The organism is Streptomyces sp. NPDC093591 (genome assembly GCF_044764885.1).
Taxonomy (GTDB): domain Bacteria; phylum Actinomycetota; class Actinomycetes; order Streptomycetales; family Streptomycetaceae; genus Streptomyces.
Genome location: NZ_JBIWIY010000003.1, coordinates 569,142 through 581,561, shown reverse-complemented (window position 1 = coordinate 581,561; position 12,420 = coordinate 569,142). Strand labels below are relative to the sequence as shown.

The 12,420-nt window shown below is 68.9% G+C and carries 8 protein-coding genes; 3 read left to right on the top strand and 5 right to left on the bottom strand.

Annotated elements, in window-relative coordinates; genetic code table 11:
* Positions 1–63: 63 nt before the first annotated feature.
* Entirely contained in the window at positions 64–2,025 is a 1,962-nt protein-coding gene (locus ACIREI_RS09190) for a SpoIIE family protein phosphatase (protein ID WP_403329292.1), read from the bottom strand.
* Positions 2,026–2,127: 102 nt separating this feature from the next.
* Here ACIREI_RS09190 and ACIREI_RS09185 point away from each other — a divergent pair, with 102 nt between their 5' ends.
* A complete protein-coding gene (locus ACIREI_RS09185) occupies positions 2,128–6,240 on the top strand; it encodes a HAMP domain-containing protein (protein ID WP_403329290.1) in 4,113 nt (1,370 codons plus the stop codon).
* A gap of 12 nt (positions 6,241–6,252) precedes the next feature.
* A complete protein-coding gene (locus ACIREI_RS09180) occupies positions 6,253–6,813 on the top strand; it encodes a two-component system response regulator (RefSeq protein WP_403329287.1) in 561 nt (186 codons plus the stop codon).
* An 87-nt stretch (positions 6,814–6,900) separates the two neighbouring features.
* Here ACIREI_RS09180 and ACIREI_RS09175 read toward each other — a convergent pair whose 3' ends face one another.
* Both ACIREI_RS09175 and lepA read right to left on the bottom strand, forming a co-directional pair.
* Complete coding sequence (locus ACIREI_RS09175) at positions 6,901–8,775, bottom strand: AMP-dependent synthetase/ligase (RefSeq protein ID WP_403329284.1); 1,875 nt, start codon at positions 8,773–8,775, stop codon at positions 6,901–6,903.
* A 397-nt stretch (positions 8,776–9,172) separates the two neighbouring features.
* A complete protein-coding gene (gene lepA / locus ACIREI_RS09170) occupies positions 9,173–11,041 on the bottom strand; it encodes a translation elongation factor 4 (protein WP_403329281.1) in 1,869 nt (622 codons plus the stop codon).
* A gap of 241 nt (positions 11,042–11,282) precedes the next feature.
* On the opposite strand from lepA, the gene rpsT reads away from it, so the two are divergent.
* Complete coding sequence (gene rpsT / locus ACIREI_RS09165) at positions 11,283–11,549, top strand: 30S ribosomal protein S20 (protein ID WP_403329278.1); 267 nt, start codon at positions 11,283–11,285, stop codon at positions 11,547–11,549.
* A 201-nt stretch (positions 11,550–11,750) separates the two neighbouring features.
* Here rpsT and ACIREI_RS09160 read toward each other — a convergent pair whose 3' ends face one another.
* Together ACIREI_RS09160 and ACIREI_RS09155 are read right to left on the bottom strand one after the other, a co-directional pair.
* Positions 11,751–12,146, bottom strand: a complete 396-nt coding sequence (locus tag ACIREI_RS09160; protein WP_403329276.1) for a nuclear transport factor 2 family protein — start codon at positions 12,144–12,146, stop codon at positions 11,751–11,753.
* A gap of 84 nt (positions 12,147–12,230) precedes the next feature.
* Positions 12,231–12,419 (bottom strand): hypothetical protein, encoded by a 189-nt coding sequence (locus ACIREI_RS09155; RefSeq protein WP_403329273.1) that lies wholly within the window; start codon positions 12,417–12,419, stop codon positions 12,231–12,233.
* Position 12,420: the final 1 nt, after the last annotated feature.

Here is a 12,420-nt window from a genome sequence, read left to right as displayed (position 1 = left end):
CCCATTGTCCAGCACCTCGGCGATTCCCTGTCCGGCCGACCACCGCCCTCACCGCACCACCAGCTACTCGGCCTGCAACACCAGCAGCGCCAGATCATCCTCCGGCGGACGGCCGCTGAACTCGTGCACCAGCCTGCGGATGCGCTCCGCGATCAGCTGGGCGTTCAGGCCCGCGCAGCCGGCGAGTGCGGTCGCGAGGCCGTCGCCGTCGTCGAACTGGCGGGAGCCGCTGCGCCGCTCCGTCACCCCGTCGGTCACGCACAGCAGGGTCTCGCCGGAGCGCAGCTCGAAGGTCTCGCTGGTGTACGTGGCGTCCTCGATGACGCCGAGGAGGGTCTGCGGGTGCGCGGCCGTGTGGACCTCGCCGCCCGCGCCCAGCAGCAGCGGCAGCGGGTGTCCGGCGGAGGCGAGGGTGCAGCGGATGCCGCCGTCGACGGGGGTGAGTTCGCCGTAGAGGAGGGAGAGGAAGCGGGTCTGGGGGCCGTCGCCGGGTGGGGCCGGGCCGACCAGGGCGCGGGCGGCGGCGTCGGCGGCCTCCGTGGCGTCGTCGAGGAGGAGCTGGTTGAGGCGGTCGAGGACGTCGGCGACTCGGTAGCCCTCGCGGGCGAGGAGACGGAGCCAGGGGCGGGCGATGCCGATCACCACGGCCGCCTCGGGGCCCTTGCCCTGGACGTCGCCGATGGCGAAGCACCAGCGGCCGTCGCCGGCCGGGAACAGGTCGTAGAAGTCGCCGCTCGGGCCGCCCTTGTCGCACGGCTCGTAGACCAGGGCGCTGGCCACCCCGGGGATCTCCGCTACGGCGCCGGGCAGCAGCCCGCGCTGCAGGACGCGGCTGATGGTGGCCTGCCGGGCGTACTGGCGAGCCGCGCCGATGGCGAGGGCCACCCGCCGGCTGAGGTCCTCGACGAGCCCGGTGACCTCGTCGGGGAAGCGCATGAGGTCGGCCCGCCCGATGACCAGCGTGCCGAGCGGGCGGCCACCGGCGATCAGGCGGTACGCGAGCGCGGTGCCGTGCGCCCCGCGCGCGCCGAGCGCCTCACCGGGCCAGGGGTAGGGGACGGGCCCGGTGCGGTGGCTGTCGGGGGGACTGCGGTGGCTGTCGGCGGGATGCGGCGGCTCCTTCTCCAGGGCGCACCGGAGTTCCTCGATGAGGTTCTCGGAGCCGTGCCAGACGCGGGCGAGCCGGGGCCCGGTGCCCGCGACGACGTCCGCCGCCCAGCCTCCTCCGCCCTCGGCGTCACCGGATCGGGGGTATCCCCAGCGCCCGGCCATCTCGTCCTCCAGCCACACCGCGCACCAGTCGGCCAGCCGCGGCACGATCAGCTGGCCGGCGAGGGCGGCGACCAGGTTCTCGTCGAGCTGCCCGGCGAGCAGGTCGGAGGCCTCGGCGAGGAACGACAGGGCGCCCCGGTTGAGCCAGTCCCGGTCCCGCTCGGCGCGCTGCGGCTCCGGGGCGAGGATCTCGGCGACGCGCAGCCCGCGCTCCAGCGCGCGCTCCTCGGCGTACGCCTCGATGTCGTCCCGGGCCGCGATGGGGTCCTCGGCGGGCAGCCGCGCCCACACGATCTTGGCGCCGGTGCGGTAGGTGACCCCCCAGGACTCGGCGAGCCGGGACACCAGCCGCAGGCCGCGTCCGTACTCCGGGGTCTCGTACGGCGCCTCGATCTCGGCGTCGCGCGGGGCCCGGGAGGGGTGGTGGTCCAGGACCTCGACGACGAGGGCGCCGGTGTCCTCCTCGAGGCGGCAGGTGAGCTCGACATCGGTGCCGGCGTGCACGACCGCGTTGGTGACCAGCTCGCTGACGGCGACGACGGCGTCGTCGACGAGACGGTCGGTGAGGTGTTCGGTGCCGGGGACACCGGAGGCGGCCCAGTCGGTGAGGGTGGTGCGCACCAGGGTGCGGGCGGAGCCCGGGGAGAGGGGGCTGCCGGGGAGGGTGGTCCGCGTTTCGGGCCACCCTCGCCCATGCGCGGGCACACCAGAGGCACGGGTAACGGTCTCCCGTTGCGCCGGAATGGCCCCCATGGACAGCTCCCCGAACGGTTCGGACGAATACGCCTCAGTCGACGCCGACAGAGTGACAGACTGGCCACGCCCATAAGCACCGAGTTACCGAAGTGGGCCGCCATGAGTGAGAACCGTGCTACGCGAGTGCTCGAAGACGGACATAAAGACGGTCAAATTCGAGCATCGGATCTGCGCCCCCTGCTCGCCGTGATGACGGCGGCCCGCGACGGCGACTTCCGCAGGCTGCCGGAGGCCGGTGAGGGAGTGGTCGCCGAGCTGACGGCGGTGTTCAACCAGATCATGGACCGCAGCACTCACTTCAACGGCGAAGTGCAGCGCGTCAAGCGGGAGTTGGTGCGCCACGGCCGACTCGACGAGCGGCTCTCGGCGAGCCCGGGGCAGGGCGACTGGACGACCCGCGTCAACGACGTCAACCAAGTGCTCGACGCCCTGGTGGCCCCGGCGGCGAACGCGACACGCGTGCTCGACGCGGTGGCCGGCGGCGACCTCACCCAGCGCGTCGATCTGCACGACGGCTCCCGCCAGTTACGCGGCGACCTGCGCCGCCTGGGCCGGGCCGTGAACAAGATGGTCGACCAGCTGTCCCTGTTCACCGGCGAGGTCACCCGCGTGGCCCGCGAGGTCGGTACCGAGGGCCGGCTCGGCGGCCGGGCCAAGGTGCAGGGGCTGTCGGGCAGTTGGCGGCACGTCACCGAGGCCGTCAACACGATGGCGTCCCGGCTGACGGCCCAGGTGCGTGACATCGCCCTGGTGACGACGGCGGTGGCCCGCGGCGACCTGACCCGTACGGTCACCGTCGAGGCGACCGGTGAACTGCTCGAACTGAAGCTGACCGTCAACACGATGGTGGACCAGCTCTCCGCCTTCGCCGACGAGGTGACGCGGGTCGCCCGCGAGGTGGGCACGGAAGGGCAGCTGGGCGGGCGGGCCCAGGTGCGGGGCGTCAGCGGCGTGTGGAAGGACCTCACCGACAACGTCAACTTCATGGCGTCGAACCTGACCTCCCAGGTCCGCAACATCGCCCAGGTGACGACGGCCGTGGCCAACGGCGACCTGAGCCAGAAGATCACCGTCGACGCCCAGGGCGAGATCCTCGAACTCAAGTCGACCATCAACACGATGGTGGACCAGCTCTCCGCCTTCGCCGACGAGGTCACCCGCGTCGCCCGCGAGGTCGGCACCGAAGGCAACCTCGGCGGGCGGGCGCAGGTCCGAGGCGTCTCCGGCGTCTGGAAGGACCTCACCGACAACGTCAACTTCATGGCGGACAACCTGACCTCCCAGGTCCGCAACATCGCCCTCGTCTCCACCGCCGTGGCCCAGGGCGACCTCGGCAAGAAGATCACGGTGGAGGCGAAGGGCGAGATCCTGGAGCTGAAATCGACGATCAACACGATGGTGGACCAGCTCTCCGCCTTCGCCGACGAGGTCACCCGCGTCGCCCGCGAGGTCGGCACCGAAGGCAACCTCGGCGGCCAGGCGCAGGTCCGAGGCGTCTCCGGCGTCTGGAAGGACCTCACCGACAACGTCAACTTCATGGCGCTGAACCTGACTTCGCAGGTGCGGAACATCGCCCAGGTGACGACCGCCGTGGCCAACGGCGACCTGTCGAAGAAGATCACCGTCGACGCGCGCGGCGAGATCCTCGAACTCAAGGACACCGTCAACACGATGGTGGAGCAGTTGCGCGCCTTCGCCGACGAGGTGACGAGGGTCGCCCGCGAGGTCGGTACCGACGGCCGGCTCGGCGGCCGGGCCCAGGTCCTGGGTGTCTCCGGTGTGTGGCGGGACCTGACCGACAACGTCAACTACATGGCGGACAACCTGACCTCCCAGGTCCGCAACATCGCCCAGGTCACCACCGCCGTCGCCAACGGCGACCTCTCCAAGAAGATCGACGTGGACGCGCGCGGCGAGATCCTGGAGCTGAAGACCGCCATCAACACCATGGTCGACACGCTCTCCTCCTTCTCCTCCGAGGTCACCCGCGTGGCCCGCGAGGTGGGCTCCGAGGGCCAACTGGGCGGCCAGGCACGGGTGGAGGGCGTCTACGGCACCTGGAAGCGCCTGACGACGAACGTGAACGAACTCGCGTCGAACCTGACCACCCAGGTCCGCGCGATCGCCGAGGTGGCCTCCGCCGTGGCGCAGGGCGACATGTCCCGCTCCATCACCGTGGAGACCCAGGGCGAGGTCGCCGAGCTGAAGGACAACATCAACCTGATGGTGGCCAACCTCCGCGAGACGACCCGCGCGAAGGACTGGCTGGAGTCCAATCTGGCCCGCCTGGCCGCCCTGATGCAGGGCCACCGCGACCTGATGGAGGTCGCCGACCTGCTGCTGCGCGAGCTGACGCCGCTGGTGAACGCCCAGTACGGCGCGTTCTTCCTGGCCGACCCGGACGAGGAGAGCGCCGCGCTGCGCACCACGGTGCCCGCGAAGGGGCTGGCCTTCATCGCCGGATACGGCTCGGCGCAGGGCGCGACCGTCGAGACCGGCGGCCTTCCGGTGCACGGCCTGGTGCGGCAGGCGGCCCGCGAGAAGAAGCGGATCCTCGTCGAGGAGGCCCCGCCGGACTACATCAAGATCAACAGTGGGCTCGGCGAGGCGGCCCCCACCAGCGTCGTCATCATCCCGATCCTCTTCGAGGACAAGCTCCTCGGGGTGATCGAGCTGGCGTCGTTCTCCCGCTTCTCCGACGTGCACCTGGCGTTCTTCGACCAGTTCGTGAACACCATCGCCGTCGCGATCAACACGATCATCGCCAACTCCCGCACGGAGTCCCTGCTCGGCGAGTCCCAGCGCCTGGCCATGCAGCTCCAGGAACGCTCGGACGAACTCCAGATGCAGCAGGCGGAGCTGCAGCGCTCGAACGCGGAGCTGGAGGAGAAGGCGGCCCTGCTGGCGACGTCGTCCCAGTACAAGTCGGAGTTCCTGGCGAACATGTCGCACGAGCTGCGGACGCCTCTGAACTCGCTGCTGATCCTCGCGAGGTTGCTGTCGGACAACCCGGACGGCCACCTCTCCGACCAGGAGGTGCAGTTCGCGACGACGATCCACAGGTCGGGCTCGGACCTCCTGCAACTGATCAACGACATCCTGGACCTGTCGAAGATCGAGGCCGGCCGGATGGACGTACGCCCGAAGCGGCTGCCGCTCATCAAGCTGCTGGACTACGTCCACGCCACCTTCCGCCCGCTCACCCTGGACCGGGGGCTCGCCTTCGAGGTGTCGGTCGGCGAGGACGTGCCGCGCGAGATGTACTCGGACGAGCAGCGCCTCCAGCAGATCCTGCGCAACCTCCTGTCCAACGCGATCAAGTTCACCGCGACGGGCCGGGTCGAGCTGCGGGTGAACCGGGTCAAGGACCCCGAGCACCACTACGTCCGCGAGGGCGACGAGGTGATCGCGTTCGCGGTGTCCGACACCGGTATCGGCATCGCGCCGGAGAAGCTCCCGGTGATCTTCGAGGCGTTCCAGCAGGCCGACGGCACCACCAACCGCAAGTACGGCGGCACGGGCCTGGGCCTGTCCATCAGCCGGGAGATCGCGGGCCTGCTGGGCGGCCGTATCGTCGCCGAGAGCGAGCCCGGCAGGGGCTCCACGTTCACGCTGTACGTCCCGGTCGTCAGCCCCGGCCACGCGGCGACCGGCCCGGTGCCCGAGGACCGCCCGCTGCCGGTGCCGGAGCAGCTGTCGGCCGAGCGCTTCTCGGCCGCCCACGACGCGGAGGACGCCTGGCCGACCCCGACCAAGCTGGAGGCGTGGCAGACGGGCCGCGCGGGCCAGGTGCTCCCGGGCCGGCGGGTGTTGATAGTGGACGACGACATCCGCAACGTCTTCGCGCTCACCCATGTCCTGGGCCGGGTCGGCATGCCGGTCCTGTACGCCGAGAACGGCCGCGAGGGCATCGAGACACTGGAGCGGAACCCGGACGTCGAACTCGTCCTGATGGACATCATGATGCCGGAGATGGACGGCTACGAAACGATCTCCGCCATCCGCCGCACCCCGCGCTGGGCGGACCTGCCCATCGTCGCGCTGACCGCGAAGGCCATGCCCGGAGACCGGGAGAAATCCATCGCGCGGGGCGCCAACGACTACGTACCGAAGCCGGTGGACGTGGATCAGCTCCTGACCGTCGTCTGCGACCTCCTGGACCCCGAGGGCGCGCCGACTTCGGCGGAACCGGAGAAGACAGAGACTGAATGAGGCACAGTCATCATGATCGCTGAGGCAACGACCGACGAGCGTGCCGGAATCCTCCTGGTCGACGACATGGAGGACAACCTGATCGCGCTGGAGGCCGTCCTGGGGTCCCTCAACGAGCCGCTCGTGCGCGCGCGTTCCGGCGAGGAGGCGATGAAGGCGCTGCTCCGGCAACGCTTCGCGCTGGTCCTGCTCGATGTCCGTATGCCGGGCATGGACGGCTTCGAGACCGCCACGAACATCAAACGGCTCGACCAGACCAAGGACGTCCCGATCATCTTCCTGACCGGCGCGGAGGACGACCCCGGCTACGCCTTCCGCGGCTACGCGACGGGCGCCGCGGACTACTTGACCAAGCCGTTCGATCCGTGGGTACTACGCGCGAAGGTGACGGTGTTCCTGGACCTGTACCGCAAGAACAGGCAACTGGAGCACCTGCTGAGCCGTGAGCACGTGCACAGCCGGGAGCTGAGCACGCAGGTGGAGGCCCTGGAGAAACAACTTTCCGGGGACAATCCGCCGGACGTGCCGGCCTTACGCGCACAGGTCCACGAGATACGCCGGCTTATCGGTTAGGGCTGCGGTCCCGACCTCAAGGGGCGCGGGGAACTGCGCGACCAGCCACAACGGGCCGTCAGCCGCCACACAGTCCCCCGCCACCCCCTACGCTTCGCGCGTACCGGCGTACATTTCTTCGATCAGCCCCTTGTACTCCCGCTCCACAACCGGCCGCTTCAACTTCAGACTCGGCGTGATCTCCCCGTGCTCCACATCGAGATCCCGAGGCAGCAACCGGAACTTCTTGATGGTCTGCCACTTCTGAAGCCCCTCGTTGAGCTTCTTGACGTACCCGTCGACCATCTCGACCGTCTGCGGCGCGGCCACGATCTCCGCGTACGACTTCCCGGCGAGCCCGTTCTCCTCGGCCCAGGCGAGAATCGAGACCTCGTCCAGCGCGATGAGCGCCGTGCAGAAGTTCCGGTCGGCCCCGTGCACCAGGATGTTCGACACGTACGGGCACACCGCCTTGAACTGCCCCTCGACCTCGGCCGGCGCGATGTACTTGCCGCCCGACGTCTTGATGAGGTCCTTCTTGCGGTCGGTGATACGCAGGTACCCGTCCGGGGACAGCTCCCCGATGTCGCCGGTGTGGAACCAGCCGTCGCTCTCCAGCACCTCGGCGGTCTTGTCCGGCAGCCCGTGGTAGCCCTCCATGATGCCGGGGCCGCGCAGCAGGATCTCCCCGTCGTCGGCGATACGGACCTCCGTGCCGGGCAGCGGCTTGCCGACCGTGCCGGTGCGGTAGGCCTCGCCCGGGTTCACGAACGACGCGGCGGAGGACTCCGTGAGGCCGTAGCCCTCGAGGATGTGGATGCCGGCGCCGGCGAAGAAGTAGCCGATCTCCGGGGAGAGTGCGGCGCTGCCGGAGACACACGCGCGCAGGTTGCCGCCGAAGGCCTCGCGGATCTTGGCGTACACGAGCACGTCGGCGACCTTGTGCTTGGCGCCGAGCCCGAACGGCACGGAGTGGGCCCCGGTGCGCCGGAAGTTGTCCTGGGAGACCTTGGCGTACTCGCGGGCGACCTCGGCGGCCCACTGGAAGATCTTGTACTTGGCGCCGCCGGCCGCACGGGCCTTGGCGGCGACCCCGTTGTAGACCTTCTCGAAGATGCGCGGGACGGCGGCCATGTACGTCGGCTGCACGACCGGCAGATTCTCGATGATCTTGTCGACCCGGCCGTCGACGGCGGTGACGTGGCCGACCTCGATCTGGCCGGAGGTGAGCACCTTGCCGAAGACGTGCGCCAGCGGCAGCCACAGGTACTGGACGTCCTCCGGGCCGACCAGGCCGGTCGCGGCGATCGCCTTCGCCATGTACGCCCAGTTGTCGTGCGGCAGCCGTACGCCCTTGGGGCGGCCGGTGGTGCCGGAGGTGTAGATGAGGGTGGCGAGCTGGTCCTTGGTGATCGCGCCGACCCGCTCCTTGACGAGGTCGGCGTCCTTCTCCAGCCGGGCGGCGCCGCGCTTCTCCAGCTCGTCGAGGGTGAGGATCCAGTCGGCGGTCTCGACGCCGGCCGGGTCGATGACGACGACGTGGGTCAGGTTCGTCAGCTCGGCGCGCTTCTCCCGCGCCTTGGCCAGCTGCGCCGCGTCCTCGGCGATCAGCACCCGGCTCTCGGAGTCGGAGAGGATGAACGCCGACTCGTCGGCGTTGGTCTGCGGATACACGGTGGTGGTGGCCGCCCCGGCGCACATGATGCCCAGGTCGGCGAGGATCCACTCGATCCGGGTCGAGGAGGCGAGGGCGACCCGCTGCTCGGGCTGGACGCCCAGCTCGATGAGGCCGGCCGCGATGGCGTACACCCGCTCGGCGGCCTGCCCCCAGCTCAGCGACTTCCAGTCGTCCGGGCCCTCGCCCGCGGCCGGCGGCACCGGATAGCGGTACGCCTCGGCGTCCGGCGAGGCCGCCACGCGCTCCAGGAAGAGAGTCGCCACGCTCGGCGGACGGTTCTCGATCAGTGTCTGTGTGTCGCTCACGACATCCTCCGGGGGCCCGCGACTGTGCGGCTGGCTCAGGGTGCGGCTGGTTCTCCCACGCGAGCGTTGTTTAACTCGCGAGTAACTATCGAGCAGGGATCAGAGTAGAGCGCGACCGGCCACCACGTAAGGGGCAGCGGCCTGCCATCTCGCGAATCCCCGGATTTTTCACGTTCGCGCCGGTACGCTGCGTCAACCGGGCTGGTTCCAACCCGGTTGGCGCTGATCGTGTAAGACTCGGTCGTTCGCTGAACGGCTGAGCAGCGTGAGCCAGGAATCCCCCTGCTTCGGCTGGGGGAGGGTTCAATTCCTCCAGAGAGCTACCACTCTCGCTCGTTAAGGGGCCCGCCGCACTCTCTCGCGACGGGCCCCAAAGCGCTCCCCCTGTAAAGCGCGGTTACTTCTTGCCCTTGCCCGACCCCGCGCTGTCATCGCTGCTCAGCACGGCGATGAAGGCCTCCTGCGGAACCTCCACGGAACCCACCATCTTCATCCGCTTCTTGCCTTCCTTCTGCTTCTCCAGCAGCTTCCGCTTACGGGAGATGTCACCGCCGTAGCACTTGGCGAGGACGTCCTTGCGGATGGCGCGGATGGTCTCGCGGGCGATCACCCGGGAGCCGATGGCGGCCTGGACCGGCACCTCGAAGGCCTGCCGCGGGATCAGCTCCTTGAGCTTGGCGACGAGCCGTACGCCATACGCGTACGCCTGGTCCTTGTGGGTGATCGCCGAGAAGGCGTCGACCTTGTCGCCGTGCAGCAGGATGTCGACCTTGACCAGGCTGGAGGTCTGCTCACCGGTGGGCTCGTAGTCGAGCGACGCGTAACCGCGCGTCTTCGACTTCAGCTGGTCGAAGAAGTCGAAGACGATCTCCGCGAGCGGGAGGGTGTAGCGGATCTCCACGCGGTCCTCGGAGAGGTAGTCCATGCCGAGGAGGGTGCCGCGCCTGGTCTGGCACAGCTCCATGATCGAGCCGATGAACTCGGTCGGAGCGAGGATCGTGGCGCGTACGACGGGCTCGTACACCTCGTTGATCTTGCCCTCGGGGAACTCGCTCGGGTTGGTGACGGTGTGCTCGGTGCCGTCCTCCATCACGACCCGGTAGACCACGTTCGGCGCGGTCGCGATCAGGTCGAGCCCGAACTCGCGCTCCAGTCGCTCCCGGATCACGTCGAGGTGGAGCAGGCCGAGGAAACCGACGCGGAAGCCGAAGCCGAGCGCGGCGGAGGTCTCCGGCTCGTAGACGAGCGCGGCGTCGTTGAGCTGGAGCTTGTCCAGGGCCTCGCGCAGTTCGGGGTAGTCGGAGCCGTCCAGCGGATAGAGCCCGGAGAAGACCATCGGCTTCGGGTCCTTGTACCCGCCGAGGGCCTCCGTCGCGCCCTTGGCCTGGCTGGTGACGGTGTCACCGACCTTGGACTGGCGGACGTCCTTCACACCGGTGATGAGGTAGCCCACCTCACCGACCCCGAGGCCGTCGGCGGACAGCATCTCGGGCGAGTTCGTGCCGATCTCCAGCAGCTCGTGGGTGGCACCCGTCGACATCATCCGGATGCGCTCGCGCTTGTTGAGCTGGCCGTCGATGACACGGACGTACGTGACCACACCCCGGTAGGAGTCGTAGACCGAGTCGAAGATCATCGCGCGGGCGGGGGCGTCCTTGACGCCGACCGGCGCGGGGACCTCCTTGACCACCCTGTCGAGCAGGGCGTCGACACCGACACCGGTCTTGGCGGAGACCCGCAGGACGTCGTCGGGCTCGCAGCCGACCAGGTTGGCGAGCTCCTCGGCGAACTTCTCGGGCTGCGCGGCCGGCAGGTCGATCTTGTTCAGCACGGGGATGATCGTGAGGTCGTTCTCCATCGCCAGGTAGAGGTTGGCGAGGGTCTGGGCCTCGATGCCCTGGGCGGCGTCGACGAGGAGGATGGTCCCCTCGCAGGCGGCGAGCGACCGGGAGACCTCGTAGGTGAAGTCGACGTGCCCCGGGGTGTCGATCATGTTGAGGATGTGCGTGTTGCCGGGTTCGTGGGTGGGAGCCCACGGCAGCCGCACCGCCTGGGACTTGATCGTGATGCCGCGCTCGCGCTCGATGTCCATCCGGTCGAGGTACTGAGCACGCATCTGCCGCTGCTCGACCACACCGGTCAGCTGGAGCATCCGGTCGGCGAGCGTGGACTTGCCGTGGTCGATGTGCGCGATGATGCAGAAATTGCGGATCAGAGCCGGGTCGGTACGGCTCGGCTCGGGCACATTGTTAGGGGTCGCGGGCACGCAGGGTCCTGTCTCTTGAGGCGCCTTATGCCTCGGGTCGGATCGATACGTAGCTTCCATGGTCCCACGGGCGGGGACCGGGGACCGTTTTGGGCCGTCCGCCGGGCCACTGGTAGTCTGGGTGGCTGTGCCTCATGCCCTCTCAGCGCGAGGCACATCCTCAGAAAATCACCTGGTACGGGACCCGGTCTCCCCTCGGGGAAGCTCCTGGCTCCGTGCCTGAACCTGAAAAGGCTCATTCGTGGCGAACATCAAGTCCCAGATCAAGCGGATCAAGACCAACGAGAAGGCTCGGCTGCGCAACAAGGCCGTCAAGTCCTCCCTGAAGACCGCGATCCGCAAGGCCCGTGAGGCCGCTGCCGCGGGTGACGTCGAGAAGGCCACCGAGTACCAGCGCGCCGCGTCGCGTGCGCTCGACAAGGCCGTCTCGAAGGGCGTCATCCACAAGAACCAGGCTGCCAACAAGAAGTCGGCCCTGGCTTCGAAGGTTGCTTCCATCAAGGGCTGAACCTCTTCTTTGATCTGACCGCCGGAGGGAATCGAGCGGGCCCTCTCTCATCCGCTCCCGTCCGGCACCCCGAGCCTGTACGCGGCCTGCGTTCGCCACGCGGGTACGGGCTCAGCAGCTTGAACCGAAGGCCCCGGCACCTCGCCCTTCCCCAGGGCGGGTGCCGGGGCCTTCGGCGTGCACGCGCGTGACCGTCGCCCGTCACGACCAGAATTCGTTGTTCTTCTCGATGTCGGCGACGCACTCGTCGATGTCACTGATCCTGTCTCCGACGATCCGGAAGACGAGCGCTCCCTCGTCATCGATGCTCTTGCCCTGTCGCTGCGCCGAGAATCGGGCCATGCCGACCGCGTGACCGCGGCCGTCCACGGCGATGCCGCGCAACTGGACCTGCATGTTCCCGCCCGTCTCCTCGAAGAGCCGGCGGTACATGTCGATACACGCGTCCTGCCCCTTGAAGTCACCCGACAGCGGGTGTGTGCCCGGCACATGGTGCGTACAGTCCGACGTCATCAGCCCTCGCAGGGCATCCATGTCGCCGCGCGTGAAGGCTTCGAAGCCCTTGCGGACCAGCTGGGCGTGCGGGTGTTCAGCCATGGCGACCGCCACCTCTCCGTCGCATCGGTGCGTTACGGCTGATACACCTGATTCTCCTCTGCGGCGGGGGGAAGACCAGTTGGATCACGACCAGAAGTCGTCGAGCCTGCCCAGGTCGTCGAAGCACTCGTCGAGATCGGTGACTTTGTTCCCGACGATCCGGAAGACGATGCCTCCGGTCAGCTCGACGCGCTTGCCCCGGCGCTCAGCCGTGGAATGGTGCAGGGACACCGCGTGACCCCGGCCGTCGACGACGTCGTGCCGCAGCTCCACG

What these genes read in the sequence shown, in the direction of transcription:
- ACIREI_RS09190 (WP_403329292.1), bottom strand. Translation starts at nt 2,025, where the DNA reads ATGGGGGCCATTCCGGCGCAACGGGAGACCGTTACCCGTGCCTCTGGT.
- ACIREI_RS09185 (WP_403329290.1), top strand. Translation starts at nt 2,128, where the DNA reads ATGAGTGAGAACCGTGCTACGCGAGTGCTCGAAGACGGACATAAAGAC.
- ACIREI_RS09180 (WP_403329287.1), top strand. Translation starts at nt 6,253, where the DNA reads ATGATCGCTGAGGCAACGACCGACGAGCGTGCCGGAATCCTCCTGGTC.
- ACIREI_RS09160 (WP_403329276.1), bottom strand. Translation starts at nt 12,146, where the DNA reads ATGGCTGAACACCCGCACGCCCAGCTGGTCCGCAAGGGCTTCGAAGCC.